At 55.3% G+C, this 16,016-nt stretch carries 18 protein-coding genes and 1 riboswitch; of the genes, 9 read left to right on the top strand and 9 right to left on the bottom strand.

What is annotated here, in order from left to right:
* Positions 1–34: 34 nt before the first annotated feature.
* On the bottom strand, positions 35–1,135 hold the full coding sequence (locus ACX9GU_RS03690; RefSeq protein ID WP_473193872.1) for a glycerol dehydrogenase: 1,101 nt from the start codon (positions 1,133–1,135) through the stop codon (positions 35–37).
* Between the two features lie 339 nt (positions 1,136–1,474).
* Here ACX9GU_RS03690 and ACX9GU_RS03685 point away from each other — a divergent pair, with 339 nt between their 5' ends.
* The 4 genes from ACX9GU_RS03685 to ACX9GU_RS03670 all read left to right on the top strand — a co-directional run bounded on the left by ACX9GU_RS03685 (position 1,475) and on the right by ACX9GU_RS03670 (position 4,769).
* Positions 1,475–2,134 (top strand): DUF1190 family protein, encoded by a 660-nt coding sequence (locus ACX9GU_RS03685; protein ID WP_021179506.1) that lies wholly within the window; start codon positions 1,475–1,477, stop codon positions 2,132–2,134.
* Between the two features lie 3 nt (positions 2,135–2,137).
* On the top strand, positions 2,138–3,298 hold the full coding sequence (locus tag ACX9GU_RS03680; protein ID WP_473193871.1) for a glutathionylspermidine synthase family protein: 1,161 nt from the start codon (positions 2,138–2,140) through the stop codon (positions 3,296–3,298).
* A 132-nt stretch (positions 3,299–3,430) separates the two neighbouring features.
* Complete coding sequence (locus ACX9GU_RS03675; protein ID WP_473193870.1) at positions 3,431–3,994, top strand: glucose-6-phosphate isomerase family protein; 564 nt, start codon at positions 3,431–3,433, stop codon at positions 3,992–3,994.
* Complete coding sequence (locus tag ACX9GU_RS03670) at positions 3,987–4,769, top strand: glucose-6-phosphate isomerase family protein (protein WP_059201840.1); 783 nt, start codon at positions 3,987–3,989, stop codon at positions 4,767–4,769. Before ACX9GU_RS03675 ends, ACX9GU_RS03670 begins: the two co-directional genes overlap by 8 nt.
* Positions 4,770–4,815: 46 nt before the next feature.
* On the opposite strand, the gene ACX9GU_RS03665 is transcribed toward ACX9GU_RS03670, so the two are convergent.
* Genes ACX9GU_RS03665 through ACX9GU_RS03645 form a run of 5 tightly spaced genes read right to left on the bottom strand, consistent with a single transcriptional unit; the run spans position 4,816 to position 9,163 of the window.
* A complete protein-coding gene (locus ACX9GU_RS03665) occupies positions 4,816–5,637 on the bottom strand; it encodes a PTS system mannose/fructose/sorbose family transporter subunit IID (protein ID WP_059201841.1) in 822 nt (273 codons plus the stop codon).
* Positions 5,637–6,437: a PTS mannose/fructose/sorbose/N-acetylgalactosamine transporter subunit IIC gene (locus ACX9GU_RS03660; protein ID WP_024483041.1), complete on the bottom strand. Its 801-nt coding sequence runs from the start codon at positions 6,435–6,437 to the stop codon at positions 5,637–5,639. Before ACX9GU_RS03660 ends, ACX9GU_RS03665 begins: the two co-directional genes overlap by 1 nt.
* Before the next feature lie 16 nt (positions 6,438–6,453).
* On the bottom strand, positions 6,454–6,954 hold the full coding sequence (locus ACX9GU_RS03655; protein WP_223498499.1) for a PTS sugar transporter subunit IIB: 501 nt from the start codon (positions 6,952–6,954) through the stop codon (positions 6,454–6,456).
* Between the two features lie 9 nt (positions 6,955–6,963).
* Complete coding sequence (locus ACX9GU_RS03650; protein WP_059201843.1) at positions 6,964–7,392, bottom strand: PTS sugar transporter subunit IIA; 429 nt, start codon at positions 7,390–7,392, stop codon at positions 6,964–6,966.
* Between the two features lie 4 nt (positions 7,393–7,396).
* On the bottom strand, positions 7,397–9,163 hold the full coding sequence (locus ACX9GU_RS03645; protein ID WP_473193869.1) for a class I mannose-6-phosphate isomerase: 1,767 nt from the start codon (positions 9,161–9,163) through the stop codon (positions 7,397–7,399).
* 216 nt (positions 9,164–9,379) lie between these two features.
* On the opposite strand from ACX9GU_RS03645, the gene ACX9GU_RS03640 reads away from it, so the two are divergent.
* From ACX9GU_RS03640 to ACX9GU_RS03630, 3 genes are all read left to right on the top strand, one after another.
* Entirely contained in the window at positions 9,380–10,390 is a 1,011-nt protein-coding gene (locus ACX9GU_RS03640; protein WP_059201845.1) for a LacI family DNA-binding transcriptional regulator, read from the top strand.
* Positions 10,391–10,493: 103 nt separating this feature from the next.
* Positions 10,494–10,955 carry a helix-turn-helix domain-containing protein gene (locus ACX9GU_RS03635; protein WP_024483048.1) on the top strand — a complete coding sequence of 154 codons (462 nt, stop codon included), beginning with the start codon at positions 10,494–10,496 and terminating at the stop codon, positions 10,953–10,955.
* A complete protein-coding gene (locus ACX9GU_RS03630) occupies positions 10,955–11,530 on the top strand; it encodes a PIN domain-containing protein (RefSeq protein WP_473193868.1) in 576 nt (191 codons plus the stop codon). The genes ACX9GU_RS03635 and ACX9GU_RS03630 overlap by 1 nt, the downstream gene beginning before the upstream one ends.
* Positions 11,531–11,555: 25 nt before the next feature.
* Here ACX9GU_RS03630 and ygiD read toward each other — a convergent pair whose 3' ends face one another.
* Positions 11,556–12,338, bottom strand: a complete 783-nt coding sequence (gene ygiD / locus ACX9GU_RS03625) for a 4,5-DOPA-extradiol-dioxygenase (RefSeq protein WP_473193867.1) — start codon at positions 12,336–12,338, stop codon at positions 11,556–11,558.
* 207 nt (positions 12,339–12,545) lie between these two features.
* Between ygiD and zupT the strand changes: the two genes are divergently transcribed.
* Positions 12,546–13,313, top strand: a complete 768-nt coding sequence (zupT, locus tag ACX9GU_RS03620) for a zinc transporter ZupT (protein ID WP_473193866.1) — start codon at positions 12,546–12,548, stop codon at positions 13,311–13,313.
* 58 nt (positions 13,314–13,371) lie between these two features.
* On the opposite strand, the gene ribB is transcribed toward zupT, so the two are convergent.
* Positions 13,372–14,025 (bottom strand): 3,4-dihydroxy-2-butanone-4-phosphate synthase, encoded by a 654-nt coding sequence (gene ribB, locus ACX9GU_RS03615; RefSeq protein WP_473193865.1) that lies wholly within the window; start codon positions 14,023–14,025, stop codon positions 13,372–13,374.
* A 111-nt stretch (positions 14,026–14,136) separates the two neighbouring features.
* A riboswitch (FMN riboswitch) is annotated at positions 14,137–14,298 on the bottom strand.
* A gap of 147 nt (positions 14,299–14,445) precedes the next feature.
* Here ribB and ubiK point away from each other — a divergent pair.
* Positions 14,446–14,721, top strand: a complete 276-nt coding sequence (gene ubiK, locus ACX9GU_RS03610) for a ubiquinone biosynthesis accessory factor UbiK (protein WP_021806869.1) — start codon at positions 14,446–14,448, stop codon at positions 14,719–14,721.
* 30 nt (positions 14,722–14,751) lie between these two features.
* On the opposite strand, the gene yjeH is transcribed toward ubiK, so the two are convergent.
* A complete protein-coding gene (gene yjeH / locus ACX9GU_RS03605) occupies positions 14,752–16,005 on the bottom strand; it encodes an L-methionine/branched-chain amino acid transporter (RefSeq protein WP_473193864.1) in 1,254 nt (417 codons plus the stop codon).
* Positions 16,006–16,016: the final 11 nt, after the last annotated feature.

Here is a 16,016-nt window from a genome sequence, read left to right as displayed (position 1 = left end):
GGAAGCAGCGGGCGCGCTAACCGCGCCCGATGATTTATGCGCGTTGCAACCAGGCGCTGCCCAGTTTGTCTGCCGTCAGGATGGCCGCCAGTACGCTTTCCGGCGTCACGCTAAACGGCATGTTGTGAATGGTTTCACCTGGGGCGCAGCTGGCCTCTGCCACCTTGCTGATTTTTTCCGTCAGTTCACCGGTGATGCCCATTTGCGCCAGAGTGATCGGCAGCCCAACCTGCTGGCAGAAGTTCAACACCGTTTCTATCTGCGCCATTGGGCTGTTTTGCAGCACCAGCTGCGACAGGGTGCCGAACGCCACTTTTTCCCCGTGATACAGATGATGGCACTCTTCCAGCACGGTAAAACCGTTGTGAATGGCGTGCGCCGCCGCCAGGCCGCTGCTTTCAAAACCAATACCGCTCAGATAGGTGTTGGCTTCAATAATGCGCTCCACCGCTTCGGTGACCACACCAGACTCCGCAGCCAGCTTGGCCTTAACCCCTTCAGCCAATAGCGTTTCATAGCATAGTCGCGCCAGATTGAGCGCAGCCAGCGTAGACTTGCCGCCCGCCATGCTGGTGGCCTGGGCATCAAAACAGGCCTGAGCTTCAAAATAGGTAGAAAGCGCGTCGCCCATGCCCGCCACCAGCAGGCGTACCGGCGCTTTGGCTATAATGGCGCTATCCATCACCACCATATTCGGGTTGGCGGGGTAGATCAGGTATTCTTCAAACTCGCCGCTTTCGCTGTAGATCACCGACAACGCGCTGGTAGGCGCATCCGTCGAGGCAATGGTCGGCATCAACACCACCGGCACATGCTGGTAATAGGCGATCGCCTTGGCGGTATCCAGCGTTTTACCACCACCGATACCGATCACACCTTTGCAGCCGTGGCTTTTCAGCTCCTGACCAAGGCGGTCGATTTCCTTGCGGCAGCATTCGCCATTAAACGTACCAGCGTGATACTTCACCCCATGCTGATGCAGGCTACCCATCACAGTATCGCCGACCAGTTTCATGACGAAATCGTCGGCGATCACAAAGTAATGATCGGCAAGGGCTTTGGCATATTCGCCCACGGAGGCCGACGCATTGACTCCTTGGATGTATTTGCTTGGGGATTGAATGATTCTCAACATAACTGACTCCTTGTAGGGACGTTAACCCAGTAACATTCAGATTTCAGAGGGTGATATCGACGTATTGTTCTGTTGCTGACTATACGACCTGCTGGCCGCTTGGCGAGTAAGGAAAAAAACGTTACATAATGGAACATGGCATCGAGCAGAACGTTCCATTATGTAACGCTTTTGCTGCAGTTATGCGCCGTAAAGCGAACTGGCGCACACCGTAACGTATAAGTGCGTAAAGAGTGGATCCTGCGGGTGTTTCAGCTTTAATTTTGAGCATCTTTCCCCTATCCTATCGACCACTACTGGGCAAGGGCGAATACAGCCCGCATGATGGGATAGATATCGATGAAACGGACCAAAAACATCAACAAAGACACCTTCCGCAAATCCTGGCGCAGCTACCGTGTTGCTCCCGTGGCTTTGGCGATCAGCGCAGTGTTTATGCTGGCCGGCTGCGAACAGGCGGATGAGACGGTTTCCCTGTATAAAAATGCTGACGATTGTTCAACCTCCAACCCGTCGATGAGCGAGCAGTGCACCACCGCGTATAACAACGCGCTGAAGGAAGCGGAAAAAACCGCGCCTAAATACGCCACTCGTGAAGACTGCGTCGCCGAATTCGGTGAAGCGCAATGTACTCAGGCTCCAGCACAGGCTGGCATGGCCGCAGAATCACAAAGCAGTGGCAGCATGTGGATGCCGCTGATGGCGGGCTACATGATGGGCCGCATGATGGGTGGCGGGGGCTACGCTCAACAGCCGCTGTTTACCTCTAAAAACGCCGCCAGCCCGGCAAACGGCAAGTTTGTTGATGCCAGCGGTAAAAGCTATGGCCCGGCAACCGCAGGCGGCCGCTCCATGACAGTACCTAAAACCGCCATGGCCCCTAAACCAGCGGTGACCAATACCGTTACCCGTGGTGGTTTCGGTGAGTCCGTGGCCAAACAGACCAGCATGCAACGCAGCAGCGCCACCTCCAGCAGCTCACGCAGCATGGGCGGTTAAGACATGAAACGCGTTGCGATTAGCGAGCGCCCAGACTGGCGCGAAAAAGCCACCGAATTTGGTTTCGCCTTTCACACCATGTACGGCGAACCCTACTGGTGTGAAGATGCCTATTACCAGTTCACGTTAGCGCAGATCGAAGAGATTGAAGATGCCACCGCCGAACTGCACCAGATGTGCCTGAAGGTGGTAGATAAGGTGGTCAACAGCGATCAACTGATGACCAAATTCTGCATCCCCAAGCACACCTGGGAATTCGTTCGCAGCTCCTGGCGCACTAATCAGCCCTCGCTGTATTCACGCCTCGATCTGGCCTATGACGGCATCAATCCACCCAAGCTGTTGGAAAATAACGCCGATACGCCAACCTCACTGTATGAGGCAGCGTTCTTCCAATGGCTGTGGCTGGAAGATCAGATCAACGCCGGCAAGCTGGATCCCGCCGCTGACCAGTACAACAGCCTGCAAGAAAAACTGATCGAACGTTTCGCCGATCTGCAAGCCAACCACGGCTTTGGCCTGCTGCATCTGGCCTGCTGCCAAGACAGCGAGGAAGATCGCGGTACGGTGCAATATCTGCAAGATTGCGCGCTGGAAGCGGGCCTGCCGACCGAATTCCTGTATATGGAAGAGATTGGCCTGGGTGAGAAAGGCCAGTTTACCGATCTGCAAAATCAGGTGATCAGTAACCTGTTCAAGCTCTATCCGTGGGAATTTATGCTGCGCGAGATGTTCTCCACCAAGCTGGAAGACGCTGGCGTACGCTGGCTGGAACCGGCCTGGAAGAGCATTATCTCCAACAAGGCTCTGCTGCCGCTGTTGTGGGAAATGTTCCCGGATCATCCAAACCTGCTGCCAGCCTACTTTGCCGAGGACGATCATCCGCAGATGGATCATTACGTCACCAAGCCGCTGTTCTCACGCGAGGGTGCCAACATCCAGATCGTCCAGAACGGTCAGGAAGTGGCGCGCGTAGATGGGCCATACGGCGAAGAAGGCATGATTGTGCAGCAGTTCCATCAGTTGCCACAGTTTGAAGGCAGCTATACGCTGATCGGCAGCTGGCTGGTCAACGATCAGCCTTGCGGCATTGGCCTGCGTGAAGATCGCGAGTTGATCACCCAGGATCTGTCGCGCTTCTACCCGCATATTATTCTTGGTTAATCCGTAGGGTCGAACCTATTCGATCGTAGAGGCGCGAATTTTTCGCGCCTTTTTTATTCGTCTCCGCTGGTGATTAATCGATTAACCCCATATACTCGTTCTGTCTGTTCTCCTCGGGCGGAGCTACCAGATATGAAGCTGACTTCCCTTATCCCGCCGCAGGTAAACCTGCATGATGGGCGCTTTACTGCACCTGATGTACAACATAAATCCACGACCCTGGGCAACCTGGCGGGGATATTTGCCGATCGTCACGCCTGGCAGGCGATGCCAGCAGAGTTTGCCGTCTACAGCGTAGAGATGCTGCCTTCCCCCTCGCAGGAAGGTGAGCTGTTTGTCGGCACTACGCACCTGCAACCAGGTAAAGTGGGTAACGAGTTCTTTATGACCCGCGGGCACTTCCACCAGCGCCGTGAACAAGCTGAATTCTACTTCGGGTTACGTGGTAAGGGTTTACTGTTGCTACAACACCAGGACGGTGACTGCATCCTTGAGCAAGTGTTTGCTGGCAGCGTCCACCACATTCCTTCCTTCACCGCCCACCGTCTGATTAATACCGGCGATGAGGTGCTCTCGGCACTAGCGGTCTGGCCAACGGTGGCCGGGCATGATTACAGCGCCTTACAGCCACAGGGCTTCAAACTGCGGGTGTTCGCCGATGCTGCAGGTTGGAAAGCGGAGGCTCAATATGAGTGACTCCATGCTGCCGTTTGGGTTGGACGTGCGCGTGACCCGCGATCCGATGGGTTTTGGCTATGGGGATGAGGTGATAGGGCCGCTGCCAGAGATCCGCACCTTGGATCAAATCCGCCCCTCGCTTCGCGACCCTGACTGCGATGGCCCAGAGCAGGTATACGCCATCGTGATGGATGTGGCCAAGCAGCAACACCTGGCGGAGTTAAAGAAGCGCATGCTGTTGTTTGGTATCGTGACCTATGCCAAAGGCCAACTGGGCCGTGAACCGATACGCAGCCAAGGGCATATTCACCGCGTCAGCCAGCACAGCGGCTGGTCCCCGCCGGAGCTGTACGAAATCTGGCAGGGCAAAGCGATCATCTATATGCAGGAACGGGTCGAACGGGACCCAGGCCGCTGCTTTGCCGTCCATGCCGGGCCAGGGGAAAAAGTGCTGGTGCCGCCGGGTTGGGCACATGCCACCATTTCCGCCGATCCCCATCAGCCACTAACCTTTGCCGCCTGGTGCGATCGCGAATACGGCTTTGAGTATGAGGCGGTACGGGCCTACAAAGGGCTGGCATGGTATCCATTATTGCAGGGCGATAACATCGTCTGGCAGCAAAACCCTCATTATCAATCCGGCAGGTTACACGCCATCGGGCCACGGCATTATGCGGAGTTTGGTCTGAGCGATGAGCCGCTCTATGCGCAGTTTGAGGCTGACCCGGCACGCTTTCAGTTTATTTCCAAGCCGGGTAGCGTAGCGGAGAAATGGCAGAGATTTGAACCTTGATGGAAGACGGGCGCAACTTTGGTTGCGCCCGATATTGCAGAGGGGGTCAGGAGAACAGGCCGCAGGCGACTCCGGCAGCGGCCAACACCAGCAGGCCTAGCATCGCCTTCACCGGTGAAAGCCCGCGCTTAGCCATCAGATACCAGGTAGCCAGCACTACGATCAGCGGCATCAGGTTAGGGAAAATACCATCCAGCATCTGTTGCAGCTGAATGTTCACCCCATCCTTGGTGATAAACTCCAGCCCGGTTCCCAGCTTGACGTAGCTGGCGGCCACCCCGCCCATGACAAACACCCCCAGCAGGGAAAGCGCTTCACGCAGGCGTGAGGATTTGCTGCTGACCAGCATCTCCACCGAGCCGGACCCCATGTTATAACCCTTCATAAACAGCCAGTAAGAGCCAGGGATAACGATCAGGCTGAAGGCAATAATGTAAAACAGCGGCCCAATCACGCTGCCACCGGCGGCCAGCGCCATGCCGATACTCAGCAGGATGGGGATCAACATCCCCGGCAACATGGAATCGCCGATCCCGGCCACAGGCCCCATCAAGCCCACTTTCAAGGTGTTGATGGTTTCACCATCGATCGGTTCCCCGTTGGCCCGTTTCTCTTCCAGCCCGATCACCATACCGTTGACGATCGCGCCCAGCTGCGGTTCGGTGTTGTAGAACGAGGTGTGGCGGCGGATCGCCTCAATCCGCTGCTGCTTGTCCTGATACAGTTTTTTCAGCGCGGGCATCATGCTCAGACAAAAACCATAAGACTCCAGGCGCTCAAAACTCATCGAGGAAAGGTTATACATCATCCAGGCGCGCCAGCAGCGGCGCAGATCCTGTTTATTCAATTTGGGTGTTGGCGTTTCCATCAGAATTCATCCTCATCGTCGGCCTGGGGCCCAGCCTGCGCGCTGGCGACCTGAGGCTCCGGCTTATAGTTGTAGTGGATCAGCGCTAACAGCGCGCCAACAATCACCAGCGCCACCATATTCAGCTTGAGGAACACGATGCAGATAAACCCCACCAGGAAATAAATCAGCATGCTGTAGTTTTTAATGATCTGCTTGAGAAGAATGGCAATCCCCACCGCCGGCAGAATGCCACCAACCACGTTCATGGTGGTTAGCACCAGCGCGGGCAGGCTGTCCATAAAGGCGTTGATGTAGCGCGCCCCAAAGAACACCGCGATAAAGGTCGGCACAAAACGCAGCAGGAAGTTGGTCACCTGCGGCCAAATGGCGCTGTTAAGATAGATCCCCCGTTCATCCCCCTGCTCCACAGCCACGTCCGCACGGTGGTTCCAATAGGAGTTGAGCACCATCATGGCGTTGAACAGCACGGTGCCCATGATGCCGATAGTCGCCGCCAATGCGACCGCCACCTCCGGGCCCTTGCCGGAAAGTATCCCCAGCGCAATCGCCGGGAAGGCGACAAAGTTGAGATCGGCCGGCATCGATCCTCCTGGCGTTACCATGGCGATATATACCGCCTGAACCGCAACACCGATGATGATACCGGTCTGTACATCGCCGAGGATCGCCCCCACCAGCATACCGGAGACCAACGGGCGGCTGAGAATATACCAGCCTCCGGTCAGCCCCAGCAGCCAAGGGCTACTCAGCGCGCCGAGATAGCAGAGTATCCCGATAAGCGTCGCTTCAAACCACATAGTTAACTCCTGTCAGTCAGACCTGTTTGAGTTTTTTTTTGGCATCTAGCCAGCTGAAATGGCTGGCGTCGGGTACCAGACGGAATTCGATCGCATGGCCACGTTCACTGAGAAAATCGAAGGCAGCGCTCTCTTCGTGATTTACCGACTGGTTCGGACCAATGGTCACGGTCTGTGCCCGTGCCGACATCGGCCCAACGTTGATCTTCTGGTTACGGTTTTTTAAATCGATACCGGCTTCCAACAGCCTGCGCAGCGTGACCGGCGATTTACCGATCACGAAGTATTGCTTGTCGCTGGCAATCACCTTCGGCAGCTTTTCTATCGCCTGTGCCACGGTGAACAACCACACCTTGGTGTCCTGTACCGCTCCTTTCATCACCGATGACAGCAGCGGATCTGCCGCTACCTCATCGTCGATCGCCACAATCCCGTCGCAGGGCAGCTCCTTCGCCCAACGGGTAACCAGCTGGCCGTGGATCACCCGATCGTCGATACGTACAAATGAAATCGCCATGATTTTTCCTCAGAAATCGTCCGGTTGTGCTGCTTGCGCCGGGCGGGCAACCACAATGGTTTCGCCCCCCTGCGCCACCAACTCTTGTGCGGCATGCTGCACATCCACGCCCTCCAGCAAGTCGGCACTCATCAGTAACATGGGGAAATTCACTCCAGTCACTACCGCCATCGGCACGGCGTTATTCGGGTCAAACGCATGGCGGCAGGCCACGTTATAGGGAGTGCCACACAGCAAATCGCACAGCACCAGTACCCCATCGGCACCGGGGCTAACCCGCTGCAATTCGGTGGCAAAATCCTGCTTGAAAGCCTCAATACCACCGGTTTCATCGAGGCTGACGTAACTGGTATGTGGCAACTCGCCATAAACCATGCTGGCGCTGGTCATCAGAGCCTCAGCCAGCGGGCCATGCGAGATCACAATCACTTTCAACATCGGTTTATCCCCTTACCCAGGCTTTGATGGTGGCGAGGGTTTTACCCTGGCTGCTGCCATAAGGGCTGATACGATAAGATCCCACCGCCGCCGGGACGATAAAGGTTTCCGCATAGTGCACCACAAACGGGGCGAATCGGCCCTCAGGGCTATCGACAACGGCCTCTTCCCCTTCGATCAGATTCAGCACGTTCACCCGCCCTTCGGTATGGTGCAACACCGGTTCACTGAACCAGTGGCGACGAGTTTCAATAAATTCACGCTCATGCAGGCCAGTACGCTCTTCCCGCCAGCCCGGCCCTTCGGCCACCGGCTCGATACGGTTTACCAGGTGCTCCTGCACCCAAGCGGTGTCACGCTGCCAGTCGATCACCTGTTCGCCATGATCCAAATGCACCGGTCGCGGCTGCCCATCCAACCCCAGACGACCCCAGTCCCAGAGTTTGAAGGTGAAGATGTAAGGCGTGGCGCTGATTTCCAGCACCATTGCCCCATCGCCAGAGCAATGCACCGTCCCCGCCGGGATCAGGAAGTGATCGTGTTTGTTGGCCGGGAACTGGTTAACAAACCTTTCATCATCAAAGGCTTTTTCACCCCGCTGAGCCGCAGCCAGATCGGCCATCATGGCCTGTGGGTCGGTGCCGGTTTTCACGCCCAGATAAACCTTGGCTTCCGGCTCCGCCGCCAGAATGTAGTAACTTTCATCCTGGGTGTAATGCATGCCGAAATGCTGCTGGATATATTCGGTAATCGGGTGCACCTGGAAACTGAGGTTTTGCCCGCCGACGGTATCCAGGAAATCAAAACGGATCGGGAATTCAGCGCCGAAGCGGGCATGTACTCGTTCACCCAACAGAGGGCGAGGATACAACAGCACCAAATCCTGTGAGGGGATCTCGACCCGGACGTCACCAAACCGCATTAGCAGGCTGTTTTCCTCGGGCACGCAGTCAAAACACCATGCATAGTTGGCTGCCGCCGGATCGAGATCGAACTGTTGCTTCATCCATTGACCGCCCCAGACACCGGGGTCAAAGAACGGGACTACGCGAAACGGTTGCTGGGTGGCCTGTTGCAACCCGGCGTGGAACGCGGTACCGGCTACCAGCTTGGGTGAGCCGGCCTGATTGGTATCCAGCACAAAGTTGGCTCGCTGCAACAAGGGGGTTTTGTGACGATCAAAGACCCGCCATTCCACAAAAAACGCGCGCTTATAACGGCGCAGTACGTCTTCATTCAGGTTGGCAACGCCCCAGTTGCCCAACTCGCCCCGGCGAAAACGTTGTTGTATCTCCCAGCGCGCCAGATCGGCATAGACCAGCACATCCCCTGCCGCGATGAGTGCCGCCCCTGCCCCATACACCACCACCAAGCCGCTTTCGACGGCCGCGATTGCCACACGCTGCTGCTGCACGGCCTCATCGGCAAAAAACTCCGGCATTTCGTGGCAGGACAACACGCCAAAGACCCGGTCATCCGTCAGATTGCGCTCAATCATCGCGTGGATATGGCTTTCATCATATTTTGCCTGCTCGGCGTTCAGTACCAGAGCGGGTAACAAGGGATCGATCAGCTGTGACTTGAGCTCCTCCAGATCCACGCCGTGGTAGCAATCCACCACCAGTACGGTTTTGGCCAATCCTTGCGCAGCGATATGGCTGCTGATGGCCTGCACCACGGCTGGCCAACCTTGCCAGGCTGCGCGGTCAAACCCCTGCACCACCAGTTCCGGGTGTTTGTCATAGTTTGCTTTACGATGTTGCTCGGACATGATCTTTTGCCTATGCACTGAAAACATAATCAAAGATTAATCGATTAACCCAATCTTAAACAGCGTGGTTAACGGGATTAACCTCAAACAACGGCGATAAAGCGGACTAAAACCCAAATTATTGCGATAGGCATCACAAATTATTTTCATCATTTGCCAACAAAAGGTTAATCGTTATACCTTAATGACAGATCCCGCCCGCAAACAGGATATGAAATGAGCACCATCACGCTGGCCGACGTCGCCGCCCAAGCCAAAGTCTCCACCGCCACGGTTTCCATGGTATTGCGTAATCGTGGCCGCATCTCGGATGAAACTCGCAAGCGCGTACTGAGCGCCATCGATGAGCTTGGCTACGTCTATAACCAGACCGCGGCTAACCTGCGCAATCGCAGCAGTAATCAGGTCGGCCTGCTGCTACACGACATCACCAATCCGTTTTATGCGGAAATGACCGCCGGGCTGAGCCAGGAGATGGAGCGCCACCAGCTCATGCTGTTTTTGGCTAACAGCGAAGAGTCGGCCCCCAGACAGCAAAAATTTGTCGACTCGCTGTTGCAGAACAATGCCAGTGGCATGGTGCTGTGCTCCGCACGCCAAACGCCGCCGCTGTTCTTTGAAACGCTCAAACGCCGCAAGATCCCAGCCATTATGGTGGTGCGCCCGGTTGCAGACGCTCATTTTGACTTTGTCGGTACCGATAACTTTTTGGGCACTCAGCTAGCCACGCAGCACCTGCTGGATCTGGGCCATCGGCATATCGCCTTTATTGGCGGTTCGGTCAGTTCCACCTCGCGCGCGCAACGCCTGGGTGGCTATACCAGCAAGCTGTTGGAAAGGGGGATTCAGGTCAACGGGGAATGGATTGTTTGCAGTGAGGCTAGCCAAAGCTCTGGTGCTAAAACCGCAGAGCAACTGTTTACGGCGTACCCGGAGATCACCGCCGCATTATGCTATCAGGACATCGTGGCGCTGGGTGTGATGCAGACTTTACGCAAACTTGGGCGCCAGGTAGGCCGCGACTTTGCGCTGATTGGCTTTGACGATATTACCGAGGCTTCCCTGGTACAGCCGGGGCTGACCACGGTGTCCGTCGCCTCACGCGAGATTGGCCGCAAGGCCGGAGAACTGTTGTATAGCCGCATTCAGGGTAACGATGAACCGCCAAAGCGCATCATTCTGCCGCCTTCGCTGGTGATCCGTGAGTCCTGTGGTTACGGGGGGTAATAGGTTTTTTGTAGAGCTTCAGCAAGCGTTTCGAATATTGCGATTTTCGATTATTTCGAATATATTGTATTTCGTGCTATAGAAATCAGAGAGACATGCCATTATGACCAGTGCAACTTTTTCCAAAATCAACTTGCCTGGTGTGCAAGAAAAAGAGATTGCCCAAAAAGGTTATCGAGATTTATCGGCGATGTTGGCAACAAAACTAGATATTCGCCACTTCTCGATCAGAGACGATGAGCAAAATGAACACTCTATTGAGGTTCCACCTTCTGCGGTGAAAATGCTCGTTGAGATACTAGGAGAACTAGCAAACGGGAACGCTGTTCAGGTTGTGCCCGTTCATGCGGAATTGACTACCCAAGAAGCCGCAAATTTACTTAATGTATCCAGGCCGCATGTTGTGAAAATGCTAGAAGAAGGCAAAATCGAATTCCATAAAACAGGGCGTCATCGCCGCATACGCTTTGCAGACCTTATGGCCTACAAAGAGCAGCGAGACATCGAAGCTGCTGCAGCAATGGATGAACTGACTCGTCTTTCACAGGATATGGATATCTATTAATGACGCATTCGCCTTACCCAGCATTGCTTGACGCTTGTGTGCTTTACCCAGCAAGACTGCGAGACCTGTTGATGCATTTAGGCCTAAGAGGTCTTTATCAGCCCAAGTGGACAGCGCAAATCCACGACGAGTGGAAGCGTAATCTACTGGTTAATCGGCGAGATTTGCAGGCCGAGCAGTTGGATCGCGTTCATGCTCTAATGGATAAGGCAATGCCGGATGCGAATGTCATAGGCCACGAACAATTGGTAGACAGCATTAGGTTACCTGACCAAGACGATCGCCATGTTCTGGCAGCTGCAATAATTGCAAACGCTGAGGTCATCGTCACTTATAACCTTAAAGACTTTCCGGTAGATTATTTATCGACTTTTGGTATCGAAGCCATACATCCTGACGACTTCGTGTCAGACCTTATTGATCTTAACCATGCGCTAGCACTTGAGGCGGTGACAAATCTAAGGCAAGCACTAAAGAATCCCCCCATGACAGCGGGTAGTTTTCTAGCTTCACTCACTCAAATTGAGATGGCAAAAACGGTTAAGGCATTGGAAGACTACAAGTTCATACTATAAGAAGCCCCGCAAAGGGGCTTCTATATCAACCAACCTGCACCGAAAGCATGCTCAGCGCGGCCATTTCAATCCCATCGATTGGCACCGAAATCGGCTCTTTACCATCCCAGCCGCCCAATACATACAGCAACGGCAGATAATGCTCTGGTGTCGGGTTCGACAACGCTGCGCCTTCATGCTGCATAAAATTCACCAGCGGGTGATGTTCGCCCTGATAATCCAGGTTATCACGCACGTACTGGTTGAATGACTCCGCCCAAGGATACGGGCTGGTGTCACCCTGCCATTTCACCATGCGCAGGTTATGCACTACGTTGCCGCTGGCCACGATCATTATCCCCCGATCGCGTAGCGCCGCCAGCTTACGGCCGAGCTCAAAATGGTATTCCGCTGGCTGAGTCCCATCGATGCTCAGCTGCACCACCGGGATATCGGCTTGCGGATACATCTTGATCAGCACGCCCCAGCTGCCGTGATCCAAACCCCACTCACTGGTATCGGCAATCACCTGCGCCGGGGCCAACAGGCTTTGCAGCTCTGCCGCCAGCTCCGGTGAACCCGGTGCCGGGTACTGTGTATCAAACAGCGCCTGTGGGAAGCCGCCAAAGTCGTGAATGGTTTTTGGATGTTCCATCGCCGTCACTGCCGTCCCACGAGTGTACCAGTGGGCAGACACAGCAACGATCGCCTTTGGCCGTGGCAATTGTTCACCCAACGCACGCCAGGCCTGGGTATAGCGGTTATCTTCCAGCACGTTCATCGGGCTTCCGTGGCCAAGAAAGAGTGCAGGCATACGAGAGGTGGTCATAAAAAATCCTTGGTTAGCGTGATAATCGTTCTGCTGACTACATTACGCTGTTTGTCCTACCAAGGCAGCCGGATAACCCTGATGGTGATCTTCAAGAAATTTGAATGGCTGGAACGATTGAAACCATCAGCCAAATCCACTCGATTTATGCTTTGGCTCTGTTAGTATCAGAAACTGATAAATATTATTGGCATACAAGGAGAATGCATGTCTGTACCGCTGATCCTGACCTTGTTAGCCGGGGGCGCTACCTTTGTCGGTGCCCTGCTCGGCATTATTGGCCAGAAGCCCTCCAACCGCCTGCTGGCGTTTGCGCTCGGCTTTGCCGCAGGGATTATGCTGTTAATTTCATTGATGGAAATGCTGCCCGCTGCGCTGCACACCGTCGGCATGTCGCCCATGCTTGGCTACGGCATGTTTATGCTCGGGCTGTTAGGCTACTTTGCGCTGGATCGCATGCTGCCACACCAGCACCCGCAAGACCTGGTGCAAAAGCCCATCAAGCCCCATAACCTGAAACGCACCGCCATGCTGCTGACGCTCGGCATCAGCCTGCACAACTTCCCGGAAGGGATTGCTACCTTTGTCACCGCCAGCGCCGATCTGGAACTGGGGATGGGCATTGCGCTCGCGGTCACCATCCACAATATTCCAGAAGGGTTGGCGGTCGCCGGGCCGGTGTATGCGGCAACCGGCTCCAAAACCAAAGCGCTGCTGTGGTCTGGGATCTCTGGGATGGCAGAAATTCTGGGGGGCGTACTGGCCTTCCTGGTGCTCGGCCCCATGGTTTCACCGGTGGTGATGGCGTCGATTATGGCTGCGGTGGCCGGGATTATGGTGGCGCTGTCGGTAGATGAATTAATGCCGTTGGCCAAAGAGATCGATCCACATAATAATCCAAGCTATGGCGTGCTGTGCGGCATGGCGGTGATGGGATTTAGCCTGACGCTGTTGCAAAGCGGCGGTATCGGCTAAAGAATTTTAAGCACAAAAAAGCCGCTTCATCAGCGGCTTTTTCATTTCAGTCAGCGACTCAGCTGGCCTTCTTTTCGTGCGACTGGCGATAGGCCACCAGATCTTCGATAGTCAGCACCACCATGTCATGCTGCTTGGCAAAGGTGATCACTTCTGGCGCATGCGCCATGCTGCCGTCATCGTTAGTCAGCTCACACAGCACGCCAGCGGGTTTGAAACCGGCCATTGAGACCAGATCGATGGTCGCTTCAGTGTGGCCACGGCGGTTCAATACGCCACCAGGCTGAGCACGCAGCGGGAACACATGGCCTGGGCGGTTCAAATCGCTTGGCTTGGCACCGTCTGCAATGGCCGCACGGATGGTCGTCAGGCGATCGCCAGCCGATACGCCAGTGGTCACGCCGTGCGCCGCTTCAATCGTCACGGTAAAGGCGGTCTGGAACTGGCTGGAGTTGTTGGTGACCATCATCGGCAGCTCAAGCTGCTGGCGGCGATCTTCGGTGATACACAGGCAAACAATGCCGCTACCGTGGCGAATGGTCAGCGCCATCTGCTCAACGGTCATGGTTTCTGCGGCGAAGATCATGTCACCTTCGTTTTCACGGTTTTCATCATCAAGCACCATCACACCGCGCCCGTTGCGCAGTGCATCAAGAGCGCGTTCAACGCGTTCTTCCGGCGTGCCGAAATCTGAAAGTAGAGTCTGATTCATGGTAAAAAACCTCATTAAAATTATGGATTACCAGAACCAGGGCGATCTTGAGGAGTGGCTATGCCAATAGCCAAAAAAATAACGCAAGCGGGGCATACGCCCGACAGGTGTCGTTACTCTCTCCCATCCGGACTATAACCGTCGGCCCCGGAATTACACCGGATCTGCTGACCTCTAACCCACTCCTGAGAGATAGGCTGAGCGCTCGCGGGCTTTCACCGTGAATGGTGATTTACCGCCGGTGGGGACTTGCACCCCGCCCTGAGAATAAGCATCTCGACTATAACCCCATCGCTTTAGTGTTTCAAGCCATCCGGTCGCGTAATGAGGGATCGCGCAGCAAACACGGTAATAGTTTATCCGGCGGGCAACTCGCATTACACTAGGCATCTGCCACCAAATATCAGAAAGGGAAACGCCATGATTGACCCGAAAAAAATTGAACAGATCGCTCGCCAGGTCCAAGAGTCGATGCCTAAAGGCGTACGTGAATTCGGGGAAGACGTTGAGAAAAAAATCCGCCAGGTACTGCAAGCGCAGTTGACCCGTCTGGATCTGGTTAACCGCGAAGAATTTGACGTGCAGACTCAGGTATTGCTACGCACCCGCGAGAAGCTGGCATTGCTGGAACAGCGCCTGACTGAATTGGAAGGCAAGCTGGATACCGCACCAGTAGCCAAGCCAGCAGACGAATAAGTTATTCTAAGGGGCGCATCAATGCGCCCCTTATTGCTTGGAGACCACCGCTGGCGTTTTACGCGGCAGCACCAGCCAAATCAGCACCAACATCGCCAACGCATACAGGCTTTTCCAGCCGATAATCACCAGCAGTAATAAGCACAGCGCGGAGCCGACGATCGCCATCAGCCGCGAACGCCCCTGCAAGATCCGCCAACCCGCCAACATACACAGCAGATAAATCAGTACGAAAATGCCATTGGCATACACCAGTAACGTATCCAGCGGCAGCTTCAGGGTATAGATCAGCAAAGTGAACAGCAGGCAGCAACCTACCACCGCGCTCAATGCATTGACCGGCACCTGGCCCGCGGAGAGTTTGGCTAAACCGCTAGCAGGCTTTTCCTGGGCCTGTGACCAGACCAGGCGGGCAAAGCTCTGGGTGTAGATATTCACGCTGGCAAAACAGGCCAGATAGCCGATGATGCAGGCAATCCACAGCGCATGTTCGCCAAACAGTTGCACCACGATCCCCGGCAACGAAGCGGCCGCCGCCTGATGTTCGCTGTAAGCATGGAAGTGCAGCACCGCTACGGTACAGCCCCAATAGACCGCCCCCGCCACCAACAGCCCGAGCATTAACGCGCGCGGAAAGTCCCGCTCTGGATGGCGAAACTCGGTCGCCAGATGAGCAAAAGCCTCCAGCCCGACAAAGCACCAGAACATCACCGCCAGCGCGTGGAACATATTAGGAGGAGAAATATCGCTGACCGCAGGCCATGGGATTTGGGATGGGGTAATGCCGCCTTGCCACCAGATAGCCCCCACCAGAGCTATCACCAGAAGGGCAATCAAGGTCTGAATATTGGCACTGGAACCGGCGCTGCGTGTGCCAAGCAGCCAAATCACCACTAGCGTGACAATTTGCACCAGCAACAGGCCGTTGGCATCCCAACCAAAAGTAGCCTGCCAGAACCCTGCGGCGATTTGTAATGCGGCGGGCAAGCCCACGGGGATCACAGAGAGGAACAGCCAAGCGGTTACCTTTGCCATGCGTGGCCCAAAAGCCAGGCCGACAAAATGCGCGGCACCACCGGCGCTGGGGAAATGGCGGCCCAACGCCGCAAAAGCGATGGCGATCGGGAATACCAGCACAATCAGTATTGGCCAGGCCCACAGGCTATCACCGCCCGCTACCTGCGCCGCCAATGCCGGAACAGCAAAGACCCCGGTGCCCAGCAGTGAAGTGGACAATAGCCCAACGCCCTGCGCTAAACTCAGCTCCTGCTTTAGTCCACTCACTGCAAACCACC

It is taken from the genome of Serratia sp. K1WW1 (assembly GCF_055790865.1).
Note: the sequence above shows the minus strand (reverse complement) of the source record. Positions and strands in the feature narration are given on the sequence as shown.